At 53.7% G+C, this 23,797-nt stretch carries 19 protein-coding genes; 2 read left to right on the top strand and 17 right to left on the bottom strand.

The annotated features are described in order from the left end of the window. Positions 1 to 44: 44 nt before the first annotated feature. Positions 45 to 6,485 (bottom strand): phosphodiester glycosidase family protein, encoded by a 6,441-nt coding sequence (locus tag PRIO_RS22975; protein WP_167345657.1) that lies wholly within the window; start codon positions 6,483 to 6,485, stop codon positions 45 to 47. A gap of 437 nt (positions 6,486 to 6,922) precedes the next feature. Here PRIO_RS22975 and PRIO_RS37495 point away from each other — a divergent pair, with 437 nt between their 5' ends. Then, positions 6,923 to 7,006, top strand: a complete 84-nt coding sequence (locus PRIO_RS37495) for a putative holin-like toxin (RefSeq protein WP_353953970.1) — start codon at positions 6,923 to 6,925, stop codon at positions 7,004 to 7,006. Between the two features lie 558 nt (positions 7,007 to 7,564). Further along, on the top strand, positions 7,565 to 7,654 hold the full coding sequence (locus PRIO_RS37500; protein WP_407944469.1) for a putative holin-like toxin: 90 nt from the start codon (positions 7,565 to 7,567) through the stop codon (positions 7,652 to 7,654). Positions 7,655 to 8,246: 592 nt separating this feature from the next. Here PRIO_RS37500 and spo0A read toward each other — a convergent pair. The 16 genes from spo0A to accC all read right to left on the bottom strand — a co-directional run bounded on the left by spo0A (position 8,247) and on the right by accC (position 23,773). Next, positions 8,247 to 9,062 (bottom strand): sporulation transcription factor Spo0A, encoded by an 816-nt coding sequence (gene spo0A, locus PRIO_RS22980; RefSeq protein WP_020428438.1) that lies wholly within the window; start codon positions 9,060 to 9,062, stop codon positions 8,247 to 8,249. A 198-nt stretch (positions 9,063 to 9,260) separates the two neighbouring features. Beyond that, positions 9,261 to 10,370, bottom strand: a complete 1,110-nt coding sequence (gene spoIVB, locus PRIO_RS22985) for a SpoIVB peptidase (protein WP_020428437.1) — start codon at positions 10,368 to 10,370, stop codon at positions 9,261 to 9,263. A gap of 138 nt (positions 10,371 to 10,508) precedes the next feature. After that, complete coding sequence (gene recN / locus PRIO_RS22990; RefSeq protein ID WP_020428436.1) at positions 10,509 to 12,236, bottom strand: DNA repair protein RecN; 1,728 nt, start codon at positions 12,234 to 12,236, stop codon at positions 10,509 to 10,511. 45 nt (positions 12,237 to 12,281) lie between these two features. Next, the gene (gene ahrC, locus PRIO_RS22995; RefSeq protein WP_020428435.1) at positions 12,282 to 12,731 is read right to left on the bottom strand and encodes a transcriptional regulator AhrC/ArgR; all 450 of its coding nucleotides are present in this window, start codon (positions 12,729 to 12,731) and stop codon (positions 12,282 to 12,284) included. Between the two features lie 32 nt (positions 12,732 to 12,763). Next, positions 12,764 to 13,234 (bottom strand): hypothetical protein, encoded by a 471-nt coding sequence (locus tag PRIO_RS23000; RefSeq protein ID WP_141639095.1) that lies wholly within the window; start codon positions 13,232 to 13,234, stop codon positions 12,764 to 12,766. A 379-nt stretch (positions 13,235 to 13,613) separates the two neighbouring features. Next, positions 13,614 to 14,501, bottom strand: a complete 888-nt coding sequence (locus PRIO_RS23005) for a TlyA family RNA methyltransferase (RefSeq protein WP_020428433.1) — start codon at positions 14,499 to 14,501, stop codon at positions 13,614 to 13,616. A 46-nt stretch (positions 14,502 to 14,547) separates the two neighbouring features. Beyond that, positions 14,548 to 16,452 (bottom strand): 1-deoxy-D-xylulose-5-phosphate synthase, encoded by a 1,905-nt coding sequence (dxs, locus tag PRIO_RS23010; RefSeq protein ID WP_020428432.1) that lies wholly within the window; start codon positions 16,450 to 16,452, stop codon positions 14,548 to 14,550. 98 nt (positions 16,453 to 16,550) lie between these two features. Continuing rightward, entirely contained in the window at positions 16,551 to 17,498 is a 948-nt protein-coding gene (locus PRIO_RS23015) for a polyprenyl synthetase family protein (RefSeq protein WP_046504871.1), read from the bottom strand. Continuing rightward, positions 17,485 to 17,748 (bottom strand): exodeoxyribonuclease VII small subunit, encoded by a 264-nt coding sequence (xseB, locus tag PRIO_RS23020; RefSeq protein WP_020428430.1) that lies wholly within the window; start codon positions 17,746 to 17,748, stop codon positions 17,485 to 17,487. Before xseB ends, PRIO_RS23015 begins: the two co-directional genes overlap by 14 nt. Beyond that, positions 17,732 to 19,105 (bottom strand): exodeoxyribonuclease VII large subunit, encoded by a 1,374-nt coding sequence (xseA, locus tag PRIO_RS23025; RefSeq protein ID WP_046504874.1) that lies wholly within the window; start codon positions 19,103 to 19,105, stop codon positions 17,732 to 17,734. Before xseA ends, xseB begins: the two co-directional genes overlap by 17 nt. A 9-nt stretch (positions 19,106 to 19,114) precedes the next feature. After that, positions 19,115 to 19,978: a bifunctional methylenetetrahydrofolate dehydrogenase/methenyltetrahydrofolate cyclohydrolase FolD gene (gene folD / locus PRIO_RS23030; RefSeq protein ID WP_020426562.1), complete on the bottom strand. Its 864-nt coding sequence runs from the start codon at positions 19,976 to 19,978 to the stop codon at positions 19,115 to 19,117. A 90-nt stretch (positions 19,979 to 20,068) separates the two neighbouring features. Further along, entirely contained in the window at positions 20,069 to 20,518 is a 450-nt protein-coding gene (nusB, locus tag PRIO_RS23035) for a transcription antitermination factor NusB (RefSeq protein ID WP_020426561.1), read from the bottom strand. A 515-nt stretch (positions 20,519 to 21,033) separates the two neighbouring features. Next, entirely contained in the window at positions 21,034 to 21,267 is a 234-nt protein-coding gene (locus tag PRIO_RS23040) for a DUF2273 domain-containing protein (RefSeq protein WP_020426560.1), read from the bottom strand. 15 nt (positions 21,268 to 21,282) lie between these two features. Continuing rightward, positions 21,283 to 21,822 (bottom strand): alkaline shock response membrane anchor protein AmaP, encoded by a 540-nt coding sequence (gene amaP / locus PRIO_RS23045; protein WP_020426559.1) that lies wholly within the window; start codon positions 21,820 to 21,822, stop codon positions 21,283 to 21,285. 73 nt (positions 21,823 to 21,895) lie between these two features. Then, the gene (locus tag PRIO_RS23050; protein ID WP_020426558.1) at positions 21,896 to 22,312 is read right to left on the bottom strand and encodes an Asp23/Gls24 family envelope stress response protein; all 417 of its coding nucleotides are present in this window, start codon (positions 22,310 to 22,312) and stop codon (positions 21,896 to 21,898) included. 117 nt (positions 22,313 to 22,429) lie between these two features. Next, a complete protein-coding gene (gene accC / locus PRIO_RS23055) occupies positions 22,430 to 23,773 on the bottom strand; it encodes an acetyl-CoA carboxylase biotin carboxylase subunit (protein ID WP_046504879.1) in 1,344 nt (447 codons plus the stop codon). Positions 23,774 to 23,797: the final 24 nt, after the last annotated feature.

Consider the following 23,797-nt stretch of genomic DNA (forward strand, 5'->3'; position numbering starts at 1 on the left):
GGCGGTCTGCTTGCGTTACAAGCTTATACGGTGGAGCAGGAGAATCATTTCTGCAATTTGTCCAAAAGGTTCAGCAGCATCTGCGCGCTTTCAGCGCGGGTGCCCTGCTCTTGCGGCGCAAACTGCTCTTGGCCGCGCCCTTGCATAAGTCCTAGGGCGCTCGCTTCGCCAATCGCTTGGCGGGCCCACTGCGGCGCTTGACTGATGTCGGTGAAGGCGGCAGCCTGAGCATCTGCCGCCGCCCCGCTGCGCGCCGCGTAGCCGTAAGCGCGTACCAGCATCGCCGCCATCTCCTGGCGCGAGATGGCTTCATCCGGCGCGAACTTCGCCGCCGACTGGCCGGTGGCAATCCCTGCCTGGACAGCCAGGCCGACCGGACCGGCATACCACTTGTCGGCGCGGACATCCGCGAATGCGGAGGATGCCTTGCCGCTCAGCCCCAGCGCCCGGACCAGCATCGCGGTGAACTCGGCGCGGGTAATGGCCCGGCTTGGCTCATACCGCCCGGCCGAAGTTCCCTGCACCAGTTGTTTGGCAGCCAACTGCTTCACGGCTTTTACCGCCCAATGGCTTGCCGGGAGGTCGGCAAAGGTCTTGTCATATTGCAATACGGCATATTTGCTGAAATGGCTGACGGCTGCAGCCCATTTGCCGTCCACCCATTGCCCGCCGGCATATTCCAGCCTGCCGTCATCGCTGAGATAATACAGACCCAGCAGGCTTCTGTCGACATTTGCATTTACTTCGTAAGCAATCGTGACCGGCTGTGAGAATTGCCCAAGCCCGAATGACCGGCCTTGTTCTGTTACGATGCTGAGCGACCATTCCCGCACAACACCAACGGCCTGAAGCTCGGCTCCCGCCAGGCTACCGGCACGGGCCAGCAGGCTGCTGGCGGCTGCTCCTGGAACAGCTGTCGCTTTCAGTGAAATTTTGCTGCCTGCAAAAGCCCCGTCACCGGCTTTGCCGCGTAGCTCCGCCAATACAGCAGACGGAATGGTGATGCTCACATTAGCGGCATTTACTGTTAACGATGCCTGCCCCAGCAGCTCCGCTGCATTCCCTGGAAGCTGGAGCTCTTCCAGCTCCCCGTCAACGGTAATGGCAATCCCGCTGCTTGCGTTCTGGCTGCCGGTTAACTGGGCCGCCGTCAGGCTTACAACGCCCGGCGCCGACGATGCTGCCGGCGTTGCCGCTGTCGTAGCTTGCGCCGTCGGCGCTGCCGTCCCTACAGGCTGCCCTCCCGATGGCGGGGAGGTTGGCTCCGGCGTCGGAGCTGGACTCGCTGTCGGCCCTGGACTCGTTGTCGGCTGTGGCGTCGGCTCCGTAGTAGGGCCCGGCTCGCCTGCTGTTACCTTCAGCACATACTCCGCGCCCATAGCGCCGTACTCTGCGCGAATCGTTGCCGTTCCTTCGCTCATAGCGTGAATTTCACCGCTCTCGTCAATTACGGCCACCGTCTGATTCGAAGTGCTATAAACAACACCTTCGGTCAATTCCGCCGTGCTGCTGTCACTGTAAACGGCATGGACCACAGCCGTTCCGCTGCTTCCCGGCCGGAGTATATCCGGCCCCTTGATAGCAATGCCTGTCATGACGGCTTCACCGCCCTGCGTTACAGTCAGATCATAATGCGCGGTCAAGTCGCGGTAGGTTACCGAAATAACCGTTGCGCCTTGGCTTAACGCCTGCACCGTCCCTTGATCGTCGATGGACGCAACGGCCGGATTCAGACTGGAATACCGCAGACCTTCCGTAATGAATGACCGTTTGCCTGAAGCATACACCGCTTCTGTCACAGTCCGGTCGCTTTGGCCTGCCTGAAGCACGCCCTTGCCCTGTAAAGCGAGGGACTGCAATTGATCTACCGTGATTGTACTTTCCGCATAAATTGCCGGATATCCGTCCACTGTCGCTCTTACTTTGGCTGTTCCCGCCTGCACCGCAGTGACCAGCCCGTACGTGTCAACCGTTACGGAATTTTGCGGTGTTGCTGAAACAACGGACCAGTTCACCTTCTTGGTACTGGCGTCATCGGGGTGCACCTCGGCCTGAAGCTGTATACTTTGCCCAGGCTCCATATCCACCGCTGTACGGTCCAGTGTCACGGATTCCGGAGGCGCTTTGGCAATGACCAGACGGTCGATTTCGGCCCCGGCCACTGTTCTGGCGACAACAGTCAGCTCACGGTCCTTAATCTCAACTGCAGTAAAAATCTGCTCATCTTCATCATAGATTTTTTCCTGCCAGAAACGCTCGGTCAACGCATAGAACTTCGGCCCGGAAGAGCCGCCGATGACATAACGGGTTCCCTGGCCATCGGACACCTGCTTGCCGTCTTTCATCGGGAAGGTCCGCAAATAAATATGGTCATGCCCGTTCATCACAAGGTCCACCTTGTGCTTGTCAAAGACAGGCACCCAGGTTGCCTGCACGCGTTCATTAGAATAGATGCTGCCATAAGGCCCCTGGTGGAAAAAGACAACGGTCCATTTTTTGTCACTGGCCGTCAAATCGCGGTCCAGCCACTCCGCCTGCTCGGTCATTTCGGCTGCTCCGTGCTCGGTATTCATCACGACAAAATGCGTATCTTGGAGATCAAAGGAATAATTGCTGCCCTTAACGCTGTCCGCCCCATTCTGCGGATTGTTGAACTGGGCCAGATAGTCGCCGTCGCCGTTCGTGCCCATCACTTCATGGTTCCCGATAATGGGCACCAGCGTCGTGTTCAGCAGTTGCGGCTGCGCGGCTTCAAACCACCAGTTCCACTGCTCCTGCTCAAAGCCTTTGTCCACCATATCACCGGCATGGACGAGCATCTCGGCATCCGGCATATATTCGAACGCTTTCTGGAGGGTGGTGCCCCACAGCCCAAAGCCCGCTTTGCTATCCGCCTGGGAGTCACCGATGAACAGGAACTTGGTAGACTCACGCCCGCCGCCATCCGTTGTAAAAGTGCCTTGGCTGCTAGCATTGCCTTTTCCGTCACCAACACGGTAAACATACTTCGTTCCTGGCGCAAGGCCGGTGGCCTCTGCTTTATGGACGCGCATAGTCCCGTCATTGTTGGTGTTGTAAATGTAGCTGCTGCCTTCGATCCGCAGTCCCTTGCCCTCTTCAAAACCTGTGAATTCCGCCTGCTTGATCAGTTCAACGACGCTGTCCGTGGTATTCGGATCTGTCTGCCAGGTGAACTGGCGGGAGGTCGCGGTGTCCGCGCCCATCGTAACATTCACGTTGCGCGGTGCAGCAGTTCCGTCATATGGAGCCACCTTAAAGGTCATTACTGGACTGTAAAGACCGTCTTTTACCGCCTGTACCCTAAAGGTTCCTTCCGTCATGGTTGCCGCTCCTGTAATCAGCGTACCGCTGCCATCCGAAACAGCCTCTGCGGCGGTTCCGTTAATCAGCAGACTGGCCCCCTGCACGGCGGCACCGGACTCAGCTTCATTTACAGTAAAAGCCGCTTCATACCCTTTGGCGATATTATAATGGTTCCAGTTCAGCTTTAGACTGGTTTTGACGGATGCGGCAACAGGTGCCCCGATAAAGCTGATCGGCTGGCCGCTGCCTTCCGTCGAGATGACAGAGCCGGACGTATTTTCAATGACCAGCGCCTTTGAAACTTCATTCACCGTCTGCTCCAGGGTGTACGGGCCGACATAGTCCCCTCTTACGGTATAGCGGATCTGCCCGATCAGGTCGGAAGCGTCCAGCCTGGCCTCGTTCATGCGGTTCAGATTCAGGCGCACGGTGCCCCGCCCCGCATCAATAACCGGATTAATCTGTTCCTCTGACAGCTTGCTGCCCCGGATGACCTGCAAATCCGTTACAGCCGCAGGATCAAAAGCAAACTCGATATGTCCCTCCTTCAGCTTATCCGCATTCTCGGCCTTGATGTCCAGCGTATAGGTTCCGCCTGCAAACAAAACGTCCGGGGCCTGGTACACATAATACGGCGAACCCAGGTTCACCATGAAATACCATTCCTTAATCGTCTGGTTGCCGCTCATATCGCGGATAGCCAGCTTTACCTTGTGCCGTCCTTCCGCAAGAGCCGTCTTCGGTTTGTACGTAATTTGCCCTTTGGGCGGGTAGAATCCATGCTCGACCAGCTGATCGTCCACGTACAGCCGGGTTTTACCCGGATCAATCAGCGTAGTGCCGGGATGGGCGACCGGATCATAGCCTTCGTCCTCACCGTTCATGGAAAGGGTCGGCGCTGCCGTTTTCACGATCTCCCCGGCCGCAGGGTACTCATTTTTAATTACAGGAGGAGCCATATCCTCATTTAATGGGCCATATACCGCACGGATGTCGTCTACATAAATGGCGCCGGCGGTTTTATTCAGGTTGCTAGTCTCCATATAGCGGACTGGCAGGTCCATGGTCAGCGGTGTCATTTTCCCCTTCGGAACAGAGGCTTCAACGTATTTCCAACCCTTCCAGTCCACCCCTTGCACCTGATCGGTAAAATCGACTGCAAACGCTTTGTTGTCGGCATCACGCATCTGTCCGCGGAGCCAGTGCTTTTGCCCGTCCCCGTAGATCCACATGCCTATTTTCTCCGGATAGCCGGGAACTTGAATGCGGTTCGCAATCGAGCTTGCCCCGGCGTATGCTCCGGAAGTACCTGTAGTGTTAACAAAATCATATTCCAGCTTGAGCGCCTTATCACCACCCCGGATATAATCCTGATCCGTTACTTCCGAGATAGCCACGCTGTTGGCTTTTGCGCTGGAGGCAGCATATTTGCCGATTCCCGCTTCAAAATCCTCCAGCACAACCGGAGGCAGGCCTACATTCACTTCGAAGGAAGCCTCAACGGTGCCGTATTGGACGATGATTTTGCCGTTTTGGCCATTCTCGCTGGTTGCCTTGAATACGCCGTTCTCATCCACCGTTCCGATATTGCCTTCCACACTCCATTTAAAGCTGTGGTTATCCGCCTGGATGACCTGCCCGTTCCGCAATGCCTTCACCGTCAGCTTTGCTGTCGCGCCGGAGGTGTAGGTCTTGATAAGGTCAGGGAATTTCAGCCCGGTCAGCTCGTCTACTACTTCAATATCGCTGCTGCCTTGGACAGCCCCGGCTGCTGCGCTGATCTTGCCGGAGGCTGCAGCCGTACCGGCCGTAAAAACCCCTTTCTCGTCGATGCTCCCGAGGCCCGGATCAATCTGCCAATTCAGCGCTCCCGGAATTGGAGCCGGGTGCCCGTTAGCATCCATTCCCGCCGCCGTAAAGGTGAAGCTGGAGCCTTGCAAAATCCGCTCGGCACTTGGCTGAACAGCCAGTTTGGACGCCGTGTTCAGCTCGGGCGCCGCATTGACCAGCAGCAGGCCGTTGCCGGTCTTGCGTTCATATCCGTCAGAGCCCTGATTCAGCATTTTTACACCATTGGTTCCGGGCATTCTGGCCACGAAAGTAGAGGAACCGCCGCCATCCAGGTTCATGGCGTTGACTACGCCAAGATCCTTGAGGATTGCGGCCAATTCTTCCGTCTCGACACCTTCACTGAACCCCGGCGCTCTGCCGTCGATTTCGAACAGCACGATGCTTCCATCCGCCTTCGTTCCAACGGCTGTGCGGGGATGAACCCCTTCAGGTCCGACACCGGTCTGCACCACACCATCCTTCACCAGTGGTCCTGTGCCGCCGATAATAAGGGCAGCCTCGCTCCATTCACCGTCCAGGGCAAAGGAAGCCGTTACCTCATCTCCGGGCGCAAGTCCTGCCAGAAGCGGCCGCGATGCACCGCTTGCAGACAGCACCACTGTGCCTGGAGCCAGCGGCGTATCACCCTGATTGCTGCGGATTTCGGACACCTTGAGCTTCAGTGTCTGGCCGCTTTTCACTTCACCGGAAATGACATCCAATACGACCTCGTCGCCATCGTTGGCCGATTTCGTGCTGGTATTGTAATTCTCCGTGTACAGCACAAGCTGATCACTATTCCGGTAGCGGTTGATGCTGGTCAAATTGCTGGTTTTCCCGCCGATCGTAACGGTTTTGGTCAGCTTCGGTGTGCCGTAGAGGGAGCTGCCGTCCGCCTTTACACCGAAAGAATAGGTCGATCCGCTATTCAAAATAACACCGTTGTCCATAAACATGCCGTTAGGCACACCGGTGGCAAAGCCGGAGATTTCATAGAAATCGCCGTTGATGCCGGCAATAACGCGGCTTCCTGGCGCATCAGCATAAGCCGCCATTTCGGTCACGGCTTTCATACCGTACACCTTGCCGCTCTTCGTTCCCGCCCGCAGCTTCAAATTGGCATTGGCCGGATTGAATTCCACAGTATGTATCTTTTGCGGCCCCCGTTCATTCTGTAAATCCATCCATGTGTACACGGCCCCCGGCGCAAGCTCTGTCTTGCGCGCATCAATGACCTTGCCGTATTCCGGTGCCGTCTGACCGGCGAACGCCGCTCCTGCGGGAAGCACAGGCTGAAACAATGAAAGAAGTAACAGAAAAATGATTGCCACAGTACTCTGTCGAAAATGCCTTTTCACTTTGCAGAATCCTCCCTAAGATTGTCGTTTTTTGTATAAATATAGACAACACAATAGGGTACATCATATCTGCCAAGCATAAAGGGATGATAAATTCTTGTGCGGTTTATTGTTAAACAAGGGTTTTACAGCAGATTTACAACAGATTTCCAGCCGGATACGTATCCTCAGGGTTCTGGCGGCTGATGCTGTCCATGTTGCCCCTCGGGCCGAAAGGGATTTATGGTTTTTCTAACTACCTACTCTCACCATTTCAATACAAATAATCCATCTCCTCTCTCTTAAGCAACACAAAAAAGAGCAGCATAATCTGCCATTCATCTATCAGAATATGATATAATCGAACAAGCAATAGAATAGGCTTAAAAGGGTCGGTCGGCTACCTCTCGATAGAAGGGAGGGTTGCCTATATGACAGTTAAAGACACACTGACGCTAATGATCTCATTCGCGACTTTGGTTGTTCTTATACTTTCATTCCACAACAAAAAGTAGACCACCCTCGGCAAAGGTACATGGTCTACTTTCTGTCCATTATTATTCTGTCGCAGCCTACCGCCCTTAAAAGCGGCTATTGCTCGAGGAGTCGTGCCGTATGTACGACTCCTTTGGTATCTATAGTATACAGCATATAGCTTAATTTTCAAATCGCAGTTTATATTTTTTATCCTTAAACAAACTATCCTCTCCAGTTCATCCTTTATCTTAATTTTGTGATGAAGCAAATCGCCCGATCATAATCCTTGGTATCATCAATGTTAAATAGGTTATTGTTGACAGCCATCCACAAACAGTAGGCTAGGCTTGCTGTAGTAAAACCTAACTGGCGTGGCTTTAAAATAAGATTATATTTACCCGATTCGTTAATAAAATATCGCTGCTGAATAAACGGGGTAAGCTCTCCGACATTGTACCATTTACAATTTCCTTTTATAAAAACAACGCAAATAAGAGCGGAAAAAAATGCCACTCATCTACAAAATATGATATAATTGCTGAAGCAATAGAATAGGCTTGCAAGGGCGGTCGGCTGAGCCTCTCGGAAGGGAGGTGATGCGCGTGAGCGTTTATGAAACACTGGTACTCATGATTGCGTTCGCAACATTAGTTGTCCTTGTCATAAATAGCAATAAACGCAAATAAGGCCGCCCTGCCAAAAGGATGCGGTCTTATTTGCCAATTTCTTAATCATTACGCCTGTCGCCCTTAAAAGCGGCTATTGCTCGGGGAGTCGTGTTCACAGCACGGCTCCTTTGACTTATAGTATACAGCAATTAAACGTGCTTTAAAACCTCTTTCATTACTATTTTTACTTTTATAGCTCCAAGTCATCATCTTCAGCCTCATCATTTTTACTTAACATCCTGGCTGCATCCTTAGCATATCCTTTCTTATTCATATATTTTTATATATTTTATCCCGACTGAACCATAAGTCATTTTGATGCTAACATGATCATCATATAATGTATTCTCTGTTAGCTCCTAAAATACAACCTCTTCTGGTTTTTAATCCTCTTCTCTCTGGAGCTTTCTTGCTCCGTTTGATCATCATTAGCTCCTCTTTTATCTCAAATGACAAAAAAATCCACCTCCTGATTTGCCAAATTACTCGACCAATCAAGTGGCGGATCTATACTTATCTTCACAATTTAATAGTTGGCTCTGACCCAAAAATTCTCATGTAAAATCAAGAAATTTATTAGTTCCATCTACGTATCCTGATCCTTACCCCTTCAAGACACCTTGTGCTCAATCCGCAGCTTGTCGGCGACCATGGCAATAAATTCGGAGTTGGTTGGCTTGGATTTGGAGATATTAATCGTATAGCCGAACAGGTGGCTGATGCTGTCGATATTGCCACGGGTCCAGGCGACTTCGATAGCGTGGCGGATAGCCCGCTCTACACGAGATGGCGTTGTCTTGAATTTCTCGGCGATGGCCGGGTACAGGGTCTTGGTGATGGCGCCCAGGATCTCGATATTGTTGTACACCATGGTAATGGCTTCACGCAGATACTGATAGCCCTTGATATGTGCAGGTACACCGATTTCATGAATGATGGACGTGATGTTGGCATCGAGGTTTTTGCCCTTGGACAGCGGCACCACATTGTTTGATCTGGACCCCGTATAATTGGACATGCTTGATGAAGTGCTCATACTGCCCTGTGTTCCGACGAGCTGACGCACGCGGTTGGCAAGTACCTCCATATCGAACGGTTTCAAAATATAATAAGAGGCGCCAAGCTGTACAGCACGCTGAGTGATGTTCTCCTGACCAAAGGCGGTCAGCATGATGATCTTGGGTTCAGGCTTCAGATCCATATCGCGGAGTCGCTCCAGGACACCCAAACCGTCCAGGTGCGGCATTATGATATCAAGAATAAGTACATCGGGAATTTTGCGGGCTTCGCTCAGCATTTGAAGCACTTCTTCCCCATTGTAGGCGATGCCCGTTACTGTCATATCTTCTTGTTCCGTAATGTACTCGGCAAGCAAATTCGTAAACTCCCTGTTGTCATCGGCCAACAACACTTCAATATTCTGCACTGGCTGCTTCCTCCTTATTTATATCTGCTATTCGAAAATAATCATTTATCTTCGCTCCCTTACAGTTTCGACATGCCTGTTCAATATCCTTCTGTCGAAAATTATTTTTCTTTATTTTTTTTCGGTGTTGGATTATAATTAATTGTTTTGTTTCAAGGTTCGATATTTATCGTTATGCTTCGACAAAAAATCTTAAGGCTAAACCGCCTTAAGATTATAGGGAAGAGTATTCTCCAGCTGCACTACACCGGAATCCTTTAGCATCCATTCGATAAAACAGCCATACCCGGACTTCGGATCATTAACGAATACATGGGTTACCGCACCGATCAAACGGCCGTTCTGAACAATCGGACTGCCGCTCATGCCTTGGACAATGCCGCCGGTCTTATCAATCAGACGGGGGTCCGTAATACGCAGCACCATCCCTTTGGTCGCCGGCGTCTCCTGATGCGCTACATGAATAATGTCTACATTGAAACGTTCTACCCGCTGCCCATCGACGACCGTCAGTATTTGCGCCGGCCCTTCCTTCACTTCATTGCTCATGGCAACCGGAATCGGTTCCTGGTACAGGCTGTGATCCGGGTTGCGGGTCATTTTGCCGAAGATCCCGAAATCCGTGTTGCTCTCCACATTCCCCAGAACCTGGCTCTCTTTATAAAAGGTTGCCCGCTTCTCGCCGGGATCGCCATCCTGGCTTTTGGAAATGGAGGTTACGCTGGATTGTACGATGTGTCCACTGCCGACAACTATGGGTGTACCGGTGTTCATGTCTGTGATCACATGACCAAGCGCACCATATACACCCTGCTTCGGCGCATAAAAGGTTAAGGTGCCTACACCCGCCGCAGAATCGCGGATATACAGCCCTAACCGCCATACTTTGTCATTGCGGTCGTAGGCCGGCGTCAGCTTGGCTATATGCTCTTTGCCGCCGCGTTTGAACACAATGGTCAGCGGTTCGCGGGCCCGGCCTGCACGCTCCACCAGCTTCGCCACCTTGGAGACCTCGTCCAGCTTCACTCCATCGATGGAGATCATCAAATCCCCAGGCAGAAGTCCGCTGTTCTCTCCGGGTGAAAGTTTGGACTGCTGTGATACTTCAATCAGATGATGGCCAACAACAAGTACGCCTGCGGACTTCACTTTTACACCAATTGTCTGTCCCCCCGGTATTACCCTAAGGTCCCGGTTTTCTCCCTGAACGGCATGGTCAAGCGGGTTATCCTGAGGCGAGGCATAGCTCTGGGAAGGTCCCGTTATGCCTGATAAGCTGAGAAAAAAGGCGAATAAAAGGCCGGGCATTAACTTCCTGAGGTTCGGCTTCAATGGCTGTCACGCTCCCTTTTGCTTCTTTCGCTTGACGAAAAAGGTGGTCGCCAATTGCGTACCTATAAGATAACCTTGCCCCCAGGCTTTTATTACTGTTAATCATTGTTCCGCTTACCCTGCAGCCGCCTTGCTGGCCTCGGCCAGACCGAGCATCTCCTGTGCGTGGTGCAAGGTTTTTTCGGTTATTTCCACACCGCCCAGCATCCGGGCCAGCTCCATCACCCGGCCTTCGGCTGTCAGTGACTCCACTTCGGTCATCGTTCTCCCGTCTTCAACCTTTTTACGGATAAGGTACTGGTGATCAGCCATGCAGGCCACCTGCGGCAGATGGGTAATGGAGAACACCTGACAGGTCGACGACAGCTTGTACAGCTTGTCTGCAATCGACTGGGCGGCCCGTCCGCTGACACCGGTATCCACCTCATCAAAGATCAGAACAGGGATTGCGTCATGGCGGGCAAAAATGCTCTTCATCGCCAGCATAATCCGCGCCAGCTCGCCGCCGGAGGCGATTTTGCTTAAAGGTCGCAGCGGCTCACCGGGATTGGGGGAGATCATGAACTCCGCACTGTCGATTCCCTGCCGGGTCAGCCGGTACCGGCGGTCCTGGTATTCAACGCCGCGCGGGTCCTCCAGGATGTCCATCTTGACCTGAAGCGAGGTCCGTTCCATCTGCAGGTCCTTCAGCTCACCCTCTACCTGAGCGGCCAGATCAGCCGCACACCGCCGCCGGGCCTGGCTCAGCGCTTCTGCCGCTTCCATAAGAATGTTAAGCAGACCATCGCGTTTCACCGTCAGCTTCTCAATATATTCATCCTTATTCTCCAGCAAGTCCGTCTCATGGCTGATTTGTTCATAATAGGCAAGAATCTGCTCTACACTGTCGCCGTATTTACGCCGGAGCCCGGAGATCAGGTCCAGACGGTTCTCAATATCCTCCAGCCTGGCCGGGTTGAATTCGATCTCCTCGCGATAATCGCGAAGCTGAAAGGCGGCATCCTCCAGCTGGTAATAAGAGGACTGAAGCTGGTCGAGCACGCCTTTGAGACCCTTTTCGTCATATCGTACCGCATCCTCCAGCCGGGAAATCACATTGCCGATGGATTCCAGCCCCTGTCTGTCATACAGCAGCTCATAGGCGCCGGATACCGAATCCATCATTTTCTCGCTGTGGGATAGTTTGACCCTTTCTTCGGCAAGTAATTCATCTTCGCCCGGTTTTAGTCCTGCGGAAGAAATTTCCTCCAGCTGAAAGCGGTATAAATCCAGCATCTGATAAGCCTTCTGGCTGGTTTCCTGCAGCTCGCGGAGCTCTTTTTCCACCTTGGCAAAGGCGGTATATTTCTCTTGATAATCGGCCTTGAGCGGACCAATCACAGCTTCGCCGTACGTATCCAGCAGGCCCAGATGACGCTCAGCCTTCAGCAGATTCTGATGCTCATGCTGACCATGAATATTGACCAGCTGCTCGCCGATTTCCCGCAGCATGCTGAGATTGACCATTTGCCCATTGACGCGCGATGTGCTTTTGCCCTGGGAGGTGATCTCACGGCGGATAATCAGATGCTCCTCCGGCTGCGCCGTAATGCCCAGACGCTCCAGCGTTTCCCATACGGGATGTGCGGCCGGCAGGCTGAACAGCGCTTCCATCTCGGCTTTGTCCGTACCGTAGCGGATGGAATCTGCTGAGCCCCGGCCTCCGACAACCAGCCCAAGAGCATCTATAATAATCGATTTACCTGCACCGGTTTCCCCTGTAAGCACATGAAAACCCGGATAAAAATGCACCTCCACCGCTTCAACCACGGCAAGATTGCGGATCGATAACGTTTCTAACACGGATACAGCACCCCCGAAAAGATGATTGCTTAGAAATCTATGGCTCTAGGATATATATCCCATAATTTGCGAAATGACGTCATGGCTGTCTTCCGGCTGCCGGCAGATAATCAGGATCGTATCGTCACCGGAAATGGTGCCCATAATCTGCGGCCAATCAATATTGTCGATCAGCGCGGCTACAGAGTTGGCAGTCCCCGGGAGACATTTCATGACCACGAGGTTGCCGGAGGAATCGATATGCACAAAATTGTCCACCAGCACACGCTTCAGCTTCTGGGTCGGATTGTAACGCTGATCTGTCGGAAGGGAATATTTATATCTGCCATCGTCCATAGGGACTTTTATTAGTAAAAGCTCTTTAATATCCCGCGACACGGTGGCCTGGGTGACCTGAAAACCAGCCTCGCGCAGCGCCTCAACCAAATCATCCTGTGTCTCAATTTCCTGCTGTGTAATGATTTCACGTATCTTAATGTGCCTGTGACCTTTCATTGTTGCCTCCCAAATGTATAAGTATATAATGCTTAAGTAGATTCCCCGTCGTCCTTGCCCAGCCGGATCTCATGAATGGCAGACGTGACGGTGTTGACATACAGCACTCCGCTGCATTCCGGATAGATCAGCAAATAGGGCAAAAGTGAATCCCGGAGGCTGCTGCCGGTGAATTCCAGCGTTTTGCGCGGGCGGGAGAGAATTACCAGATAGAACGAGTCCTCTTCCTTGCTCGCAACATAATCGATGAACAGCCTGCTGTACATGGAAGCCCCATTGACTGTAAAAGACAACGGAATCTTCAGCTTGCCGCCGATCACCTCATAACCTGCCTCTTCCAGCAAATCGATGGAGGGATGAGGCAAAATATCTTTATTGAGCGGCAGCTTGTCCTTAATGAACGAACGCGGGGAGCTTTGCAGCCATATGTAAATCCGGTAAATGACAAATATTGCGACTGCCAGTCCAATTAACGCCATAACGGCCTTATCAGAGCTCGCCAATTCCATCACCTCGGTGAATAATTCGCGCGAGGCCCCTTGAAATCCTGCTTCTGCCGCCGAAATCCAGCCAAATCTGACAGTTACAGACGGCCTCTGGAGGAAGTTAAGGATAGACTAACTTATTCCTTGTGATTTTGCAAAAAAGTGCCTATAAAAATTGAACTTGTGATTTTCTATTTGGGATGGGTCGTGACTCCAGAGAATGTTTGGACTTCCGGCCGCTGCCCATCTGCAGATTTCTTGATTATATACCGTTATTAACGGTGGAAATCCGCAGACAAAGGCGGACGCTACCGCTCCTCCAGTTCCAAACTTCTCCTCCGCCACTTCTCCCTTCATTGGAATATTTCAAGTTCAATATTTCCAGTCAAAAAGAAACTCATCGTTTCGATGAGTTTCCAGGGGTGACTTTAAAGGTCGCTGCCGCTTCCTGAATCACGGTATCGGCGAGCGCCGCGAAATCTTCGGGCGTATTCTGATCTGAGGATAGCTCTGTCCGGGATGCACCAGTCTCCGTAGCGTCAGGAAGCAGCTTCCAGTGCGCCAAAAACTCGATGTTCCCTTCACCCCCCGTAATCGGGGAAAAGGTTAAGCCTTCCAGCCGGTAGCCCAGCCCGGAAGCCATGCCAAGCACACCCATCAGCACCTCTTTGTGGACAGCAGGCTCACGGACCACACCGGATTTCCCTACCTTTTCCCGCCCGGCTTCGAACTGCGGCTTGATCAGGGCAGCGATATCGGCGGGACGTTCAAGCAGCGCGATCAGCGGCGGCAAAATAATCTTCAATGAAATAAAAGACACATCAATGCTGGCAAAATCGGGAACCGGACCTTGCAGGTCCGGCGGGGTCATATAACGGAAATTCGTCTGTTCCATTACGCTTACCCGCTCATCATTGCGCAGTCTCCAGTCCAGCTGGTTGTAGCCGACATCAATCGCATAGACATGGCTCGCCCCGTTCTGGAGGGCGCAATCGGTGAAGCCTCCTGTAGAAGAGCCGATATCAAGCATCACGCGCCCGTTCAGATCAATGCCGAACTGCCGCAGCGCCTTCTCCAGCTTCAGGCCGCCCCGGCTGACATAAGGGTGCACAGCTCCTTTTACCCTCAAAACCGCGCTGCGCGGTACCTTCATGCCTGCCTTCTCAATCCGTTCCTCATCCGCAAGCACCAGTCCGGCCATAATGGCGGCCTTGGCCTTCTCACGGCTCGCAAAAAAACCTTGTTCCACTAACAGCACATCAATCCGTTCCTTAGGGTGTTCCATGGTCATCTCCCGGTTATTCTTAGGGTTACTGCTTCGACTATCCTGTTCAGGAGGTTGAAGTCGTCTTGTAGGCAAAAGCGCTCGATGCCTTCATCGCTTTGACACGGCTGATTACCGCTTCAACGGTCAGCCCGGTTTGCTGGCGCTGCTCTTTGATCGAGCCATGCTCCACAAAGATATCCGGCACGCCCATCAAATGGACCCGGGCATCATAAATTTCATGCTCCGCATAAAATTCAAGCACAGCGCTGCCCAAACTTCCCGCCTCACAGGCTTCCTCCAGCACAATCATCCCTGTTCCCGCATGGGCCAGGTCCAGCAGCATGGAGCTGTCCAGCGGCTTCAGGAACCGGGCGTTGACAACCCCCAGCTGAATGCCTTCACGTCTCAGCAGCTCCGCCGCTTCCTCCGCCACCTGTACCATCGGCCCGCAGGCCAGCACCGCGTAGTCATCGCCTGGACGCAGCCGCTCCCAGGTGCCTATCGGCAGCGGCTTCAGCTCGGCGTCCAGCGCCACGCCAGTGCCGTCAATACGCGGATACCGGTAGGCAATCGGACCGTCATTATATTCAAGCGCCGTCTTCATCATGTGGCGCAGCTCATTCTCATCCTTGGGCATCATCATCACCATATTCGGAATGTGGCGCATAAAGGCGATATCGTATACCCCTTGATGCGTTTCACCATCAGCCCCCACAAAGCCTGCACGGTCGATGGCGAACATGACATTGGCGTTGTGGCGGCAAATGTCATGCACAATCTGATCGTATGCCCGCTGCATAAAGGTGGAATAGACGGCATAAACCGGCTTCATCCCCTCCATGGCCAGCGCTGCGCAGAGCGTTGCCGCATGCTGCTCGGCAATGCCGACATCAATCATCCGGTCGGGAAACTCCTTGGCGAACGGGAACAAGCCCGATCCGCCCGGCATTGCCGGTGTAACGGCGATCAGCCGTTTGTCCTCACGGCCCAGCTCAATCAGCGTCTCCCCGAACACTTCGGTGTACATCGGATTGCCGACAGCCTTCAGAGACTGGCCGGACTCAATTTTGTATGGTGAAATGGCGTGTGACTTATAAAAATCGGTTTCCGCCGGTTTATACCCCTTGCCCTTGGTAGTCAGAACATGCACCAATACAGGGCCGGATACGTTGTCCGCCTGATGGAAGGTATCGATCAGCTTCTCTACGTCATGGCCGTCAACCGGCCCCAGATAAGTAAAGCCAAGCTCTTCGAACAGCACGCCGGGCACCATCATGTATTTGAGGCTGTCCTTTACATTCTGGGCTGTCTTGGCAAGTCTTCCGCCGATGGCCGGAATTTTCTTGAGGAGTCCTTCCACTTCATCCTTGGCGCGCAGATAATGGCGGTCCGAACGGATTTTGCTCAGATAGTTATGCATTGCCCCTACGTTCGGAGCGATGGACATTTCGTTGTCATTCAGGATAACCATCAGCTTGCGGCGTTCATGGCCGATATGGTTAAGCGCTTCAAACGCCATCCCGCCGGTAAGCGCCCCGTCCCCGATTACAGCGATAACCTTGTTGTCTTCGCCCTTCAGATCACGGGCCATCGCCATTCCCATAGCCGCAGACAGGGAGGTGCTGCTGTGTCCGGCTTCCCAGACATCATGCTCGCTCTCCGCCCGCTTCACAAAACCGCACAACCCGTCTTTCTTGCGCAGCGTGTCAAAACGGTCCTGGCGGCCGGTAAGGATCTTATGGACATATGCCTGATGCCCTACGTCGTATATCATTTTGTCCCGGGGACTGTCATAACAGTAGTGCAGGGCCAGCGTGAGCTCCACTACCCCCAGATTCGAGCCGAGGTGCCCGCCGGTCGCTGTAAGCTTCTCGATCAGAAACCGGCGGATTTCCTCCGCAAGGGTAGCCAGCTCCTCAACTGACAAAGCTTTAAGTTGCTGAGGATCATTTATTTGTGGAAGCAGCACGAGTATTCCCCGCTTTCCTAGATGTTGTAAAATATATATAAACCCCATTATAACACAAACGAAACGGCTGTCGAAACACAGCCGCTCCGGAATTTGCTCTAATGATCGCGCTTCATAAGGTAGTCTGCAATGTCCAGGAGACGTGTATTGTCCTGAAAACCGCCTTCAAGGACAGCGCTGCGGGCGGCTTCCGTCAGCCGCTTCACCTCATCGCGGGAAGCGTCCAGGCCGATAAAATACGGGTAGGTGACCTTCTGCTGTTTGAGGTCGCTGCCTGTTTTTTTGCCGAGCTTGCCCTCGTCCCCGACCAGATCCAGGATATCATCCTGAATCTGAAAGGCCAGGCCGATATGCGTGCCGAAATCGCGCAGCGCTTCCAGCTGCCTGCTGTCCGCCCCGGCAATGCGTCCCCCGGCCGTCAGGGAAAAGACAATCAGATCCCCCGTCTTGTGGCGGTGGATGTATTGAAGCTGCTCCAGGCTGGTAAGGCCCTGCTCGCCTTCCATATCGGCGATCTGCCCGCCGACCATTCCTCTCGGGCCTGCCATTTCCGCCAGGTCCTCCACAACGGAAAGCGCGTGTTCTGCGGGCACGCCATGCTTCCGCGAAGCCTGCACAACACTGTAGAACGCATGGGTGAGCAGCGCATCTCCGGCCAGTATGGCCGTAGCCTCGCCGTACACCTTGTGATTGGTAAGTTTGCCGCGCCGGTAATCATCATTGTCCATAGCGGGCAGATCGTCATGGATCAGCGAGTAGGTATGTACCATCTCAATGGCAGCGGCTACCGGCAGCGCGGCCTGGCGGCTGCCGCCCAGCGCCTCGCAGGCGGCGATGACGAGCAGCGGGCGCAGACGTTTGCCGCCCGCCTGCAGCGAGTAGTTCATCGCGTCCTTAAGATTGCCGGGTACGCTCCATTCTTCAGGCAAGGCCGCCTCCAGCTCGCTCATCACCAGGCTGCTGATCTCGGCTATATATTCCTTCAGCGGCTGCCGCAAGGATGTCCCGGCGGGCTCCGCTTCCTGCTTCGGCTCAAACGGGCTCATCACTGTCACCTTCCAGCCGGGCACCGAACGGTTTCTTGCGCAGCTCGCCGTCCATCTCGGTGATCATTTCGATTTTGCGTTCCACCTGCTCCAGCTTGTTCCCGCACAGCTGCGAGAGCTTCATGCCCTGCTGAAACAAATCGATTGCCTTTTCCAGAGGAACGTCGCCGTGCTCCAGTTCCCGCACAATTTCTTCCAGCCGCTCCATCGCTCCCTCAAAATCCAGTTCCAATTCAGCTTCCTTCGCCATTCGTTATGCCATCCTCCCTCATTCCCCACACCTGGCAGCTTAGCTGTCCGTCATTCAGCTTGATGTTGACCACATCGCCAAGCTCAACTTCCTTCAGCGATTTGATTAAATGCTCTTCCTTCTCATCGTAGACAAGGCTGTAGCCCCGCGACATCACCTTCAGCGGGCTGAGCGCATCGAGATGGCGCAGCTCGGCGGCGAAGCGCGAGCGCTTCTCCTGCAGGCGCACCTGCATGGCACCCGCGAGTTCGCGGGTGAGGCTCTCGGTGCGCCGCCGCGCAGCGCTGACACTCGCCTGCGGGTGGAAGCGCTGCAGGCTGTGGTGCAGCACGGCCCGCTGCTCGCGCGCGCGGCCGTGCCGGTCCCTCGCTGCGCGGAGCAGCCCGGCGCGCAGCATGTCCAGCCGCTGCGCGTGCTGGGCCAGCTGGCGGCGCGGGCCGACCAGCGCCAGCGAGCGCTGCAGCGAGGCGAGGCGCTCGCCGCTGCGCTGCGAGCGGCGCAGCAGCCCTTGGCGCAGGCGCTGCTGCGCCGTGCGGAGCTGCGCCGCCAGCTCGGCGGCGTGCGGCACCGCCAGCTCGGCCGCCGCCGTCGGGGTCGCCGCCCGAAGATCGGCGGCGAAGTCGGCGATCGTGAAGTCGGTCTCGTGGCCCACGGCCGAGATGACCGGGATGCCGGAGGCCGCGATCGCCCGGGCGACGGCCTCCTCGTTGAAGGCCCACAGCTCCTCCAGGGAGCCGCCCCCGCGGCCGACGATGAGCACATCGGCTTCGCCCATCGCGTTCAGATTCTGAATGGCCTTCACAATAGACGGCCCTGCCCCCTTGCCTTGCACGAGGACAGGATAGAGCACCACCGCCACCTGCGGAAACCGCCGCTGCAGCGTGATGATAATGTCCCGCACAGCTGCGCCGGTCGGGGAGGTTACGACCCCGATGCAGCGCGGGAACCGCGGAAGCGGCCGCTTGCGTGCCGCCGCGAACAGCCCTTCCAGCTCCAGCTTGTTCTTCAGCTGTTCATATGCCAGGTATAGGCTGCCAATCCCGTCAGGCTGCATATGCGTAGCATAGAACTGATACTGCCCGTCCCGCTCGTAGACAGTCACATTGCCTCTCGCGATAACCTTCGTCCCTTCCTTCGGAACAAAAGGCAGCCGCTGGTTATGCGATGCGAACATGATTGACTTGATCCGGCTGCTCTCATCCTTCAGCGTGAAATACATATGACCGCTGCCATGATGGGTGAAATTCGAGATTTCCCCGCGGACCCATACATCGGAGAGCACCACATCGGAATCCAGCTTCATGCGGATATAACGGTTAAGCTCCTTTATCGAGTAGACCTGCCGTTCCGGTGCCATGAATGCGGCCTATTCCTGATCCAGGCCGCGGCGGCGCTTAGCCGCAGTCAGCGTGTTGGCCATCAGCATGGTTATGGTCATTGGTCCGACGCCGCCCGGTACCGGGGTGATATAGCCGGCAACTTCCTTCGCACTTTCATAATCCACGTCTCCGGCAAGCTTGCCGTTATCCAGGCGGTTCATCCCGACATCGATCACCACGGCGCCCGGCTTCACAAAAGAGCCGTCAATAAAGTTGGCCCGGCCGATCGCCACCACGAGAATATCCGCCTGGCGGCTAAGCTCGGCGATATTTGCGGTGCGTGAATGGCACATAGTCACTGTTGCATTCTCGCGCTGGAGCAGCAGGGATACCGGTTTGCCGACAATGTTGCTGCGTCCGATAACGACCGCGTGCTTGCCGGACATTCCGGTGCCTGTGCGTTTGATCAGCTCGATCACACCTGCAGGCGTGCAGGGGAGAAGACTGTCATCCCCGATGACCAGATTCCCCACATTGATCGGATGGAAGCCGTCCACATCTTTTTCTACAGCAATGGCATTAATGACAGCCTTCTCGTCAATGTGCTTCGGAAGTGGAAGCTGAACCAGTATTCCATCAATCTCATCCCGGCGGTTCAGCTCAGCCACCAGCGCCAGCAAATCCTCCTGGCTAGTTGCCGCATCCAGTCTGTGTACTTCCGAATGGAACCCAAGCTCAGTACTGGACTTCTCTTTGTTGCGCACATAGACCTGGGAAGCCGGATCTTCACCGACCAGCACAACAGCAAGCCCGGGCTTTACGCCCCGTTCTGCCAGTTGGGCAACTTCCCGGGCAATGCCCGTACGAATTTCGTCAGATACTTGTTTACCGCTGATGATTGCTGCTGTCATGTAATTCTCTCCCCTTTATCTGTTTTGAAAGTTGGACTGAAGTTGGCACATCATGTCTGGGTCAGGCAAAAAAACAAACGTCAACAGCTGCTACAGTTCGGTCTTAAGCGTATCGATCTCCTGAATCATCTTGCCCAGCACACCGTTAACGAATTTGCCGGAATCTTCAGTGCCGAAATGTTTGGCCAGATCGATGGCTTCATTGACAGCAACCTTGGCAGGCACGTCATTCGCAAAAACCATCTCAAAGGTGGCCAGACGAAGAATCTGGCGGTCCACCCGGGAAAGACGGCTCATCTGCCAGCCCTTCAGGTAATGCTCCAGCATATCGTCAATCGCCATCTTATGCTCCCACACGCCGTTGACATGCTCGACTACATAAGCCTTCAGCTCGACTTCATCTGTAATCACATGTTCAGATTCATTCTCTTCTGCCGCTTCGGCAATCAGCATCTCCACCGCATCCGCGCTTTCTACATCATTCATTTCCATCTGATACAGGCTTTGGACAATAATTTCTCTTGCTAAACGTCTTTTCATATATTTCCTCCTACAATCTTATCTCGTATACTTTATTAGATGTTTCATTGTTTCTTATAATCAGGCAGAAGCGGCTAATTGTATTTCATGCAATTATTTTCAGCTTAAAGGAGCAAATTCTATCCCCAATTGTATTCCGTACATTTAAAAATCAGAAAAAAGTTTATTTTTACGTTAGTGGCTAATTTTAATTGTACGAAATACAGTTAAACCAGCATCGAAGCATTATAACAGGTTTTTAATTGCACAAACTGCAACACACTTGCTCCATAATGCAAGAGGCTTTACCGCACTTCGCACTGCATTTACTGAACGTTTGCTCAGCAAAGCAGGGGGTCTATCGCATTTTGGCAGCGTGGAGAACCCGCAATTCAGGTTTGTTCACTCAGAAGTGAAGGTTTCAGAAACCCGTACAACATAGCGGACAGCAGCGAAAAAAACCGCGCAGCCCTTCTTCCGGCATCAGGAAACTCATACGTATGGGCTTCAGGCTCCGGGAGAAAAGCTATCGCGGTTCATTTGAAGGGACGCCAGCGCCCGGACAGCCGCTGCACCAGCTCCTGCCACTGAAACAGCGGCGGCTGGGCGGTATCCTTCCTGTGGCCAAGCGTATATCCTATGAACACAACCAGTGCAAAGAACAGCATATCCCAAAAACCGCTAATCAGATAAATCAACCCGAGAACGACACCGAAGGTGACTCCGGCAATCCTACCTCCGTGACTTTCCCATACTGCTTTCCAGAACATAAGGGAAACTCACCTCTATTCCACTCGACTTTTGAAGCTTGGAGACTGTGTGAGGTTAGCAATGTATACAGACACGTCCGCTACAGGAATTCCGGTCGTTTCCTGCACAAATTCATGCACCTGGCGCTGAACCTCGGTTGTCAGCAGCGGCAGGGAATGCTCCCCGTCGACAACGGCGCGGATCATAATCTCCAGGCCCGCCTGGGAGACGCGGATGCGCGACTTGAGATCCCGGATGCCTTTGACTTTGCCGGCAGCCTTCAGGCTCAGATTCTCAATCGTTTCCATGGAGATTTGAATATCTCCATATTCTGTCCGCTGATCGACCGAAGGCAGGGAAGCGCGGTCACGGCGCAGCGAAATGTAGAAGAAACGGATGCTGAGCAGGAACAGAATAACGGCCACAGCGATTGCAGCTATATATGCCTCTGGTCTGTCCAGCGCTTCATAAGAGTCTGGAATGGCACCGCTTAACAGGAGGATGGCAATTACAGATAATATTCCGATGCATAAGCTGTAGAGGAACAGCAAAAGCCTGTCCAAAATTTTGGCCACGAGTCACATAACCTCCTTAAATTAGAGTAAACCCTCGACGGTGCTGTCGGGGGTTTATGGATGAACTGCTTCCTTATTTCACGCGGAGAACCGCATCCGTCTCTTCGGTCTTCTCTGCAGTATTGTTGCTGCGGAACTGCACATCATGGATATGCACATTCACTTCAACAACGGTCAAGCCTGTCATCGTTTCGATGGAACGCTTCACGTTGCGCTGAATTTCAGCCGCCACTTCCGGGAGACGGTTGCCGTATTCGATGATCACAGACACATCCACCGCTGCCTCGCGTTGTCCAACCTCTACCTTAACGCCTTTGGACAGGTTCTTGCGGCCAAGAAGCTCAACGATGCCGCCGGCGAAACCGCCGCTCATGCCTGCCACACCCTTAACCTCCACGGTTGCCAAACCTGCGATAACCTCAATCACTTCAGGAGCGATCTGGATTTCACCGATTTCCGTACGTTCATATTCTGTCGGCAATGTACTCATTGTGGTCCTCACACCTTTCAAAGAAAAAGTTGTTCAATAATCCAAGCGCAAAGCACGTCTCTTATTAAACATACTATATCATTTGGCGAACTTTATGACAAACAAAGCAAAGCCGTCCTAAATTTCATACTCTTCCAGGAATTTGATGTCAAAATTGCCATCTAAAAACACCGGATGCTCCAGCAATTTCTGGTGGAATGAAATCGTGGTATGTATGCCTTCCACAGCAAATTCGGAGAGCGCCCGCTTCATCTTGGCGATAGCTTCCCGGCGGGTAGGAGCCCATACAATCAGCTTGGCAATCATGGAGTCATAAAAAGGAGAGATCGTGTACCCCGGATATGCCGCACTGTCCACCCGCACCCCGAGTCCTCCCGGCGGCAGATAAAAGCCGATTTTGCCCGGTGAAGGCATGAAATTCCGCTCCGGATCCTCCGCATTGATACGGCATTCCATGGACCAGCCGTTGATCTTGATGTCTTCCTGGGTAAACGACAACGGATTGCCCTCCGCCACGGAAATCATTTCTTTGATCAGGTCAACGCCGGTGACCATCTCCGTTACCGGATGCTCGACCTGAATCCGGGTATTCATTTCCATGAAATAGAATTGACCGTCCGGTCCCAGCAAAAATTCAAGCGTCCCTGCGCCGGAATAGTTCACAGCCTGCGCAGCGCGGACGGCAGCCTGGCCCATGGCTTCGCGGATTTCCGGGGTCAGCACGGAGCAGGGTGCTTCTTCAATAAGCTTCTGGCGGCGGCGCTGCACAGAGCAGTCCCGTTCCCCCAGATGAACCACATTGCCGTGATTGTCGGCAATAATCTGGATCTCCACATGCTTCATGCCGGTCAGGAATTTCTCCAGGTAAACCCCGGCATTGCCGAAGGCTTTTTGCGCCTCCTGCTGGGCAGCGGTAATCTGCTTCACCAGGGATTCCTCATCCTCGGCAATGCGGATTCCCTTGCCTCCGCCGCCTGCGGTAGCCTTGACGATGATCGGGTAGCCGATATCGCGGCCCAGCATGACAGCCTCCTCCACATCGCCCACAAGCCCGTCAGAGCCTGGAATGATCGGGACGCCGGCCCTCTTCATCGTTTCCTTAGCCACAGCCTTGTCGCCCATCCGGGTGATGGCCTCCGGCGAAGGGCCGATAAAGGTAATGTTGCAGGATTCGCAGATCTCCGCGAAATCCGCATTCTCAGCCAGAAATCCGTAGCCGGGATGCACGGCATCGCATTCGGTCAAAGTGGCCACGCTCATAATATTGGTAAAGTTCAGATAGCTGTCCTTGGACGGCATCGGGCCGATGCAATACGCTTCATCAGCCAGCCGGACATGCAGTGAATCCCGGTCAGGCTCCGAGTATACCGCAACGGTGGATATACCCAGTTCACGGCAGGCTCTGATAATGCGGACTGCAATTTCGCCGCGGTTGGCAATCAACACTTTTTGAATGTTCATGCGTTTCCTCCCAAAGTTTTACGA

The sequence above is a fragment of the Paenibacillus riograndensis SBR5 genome (assembly GCF_000981585.1).
Taxonomy (GTDB): domain Bacteria; phylum Bacillota; class Bacilli; order Paenibacillales; family Paenibacillaceae; genus Paenibacillus_AQ; species Paenibacillus_AQ riograndensis.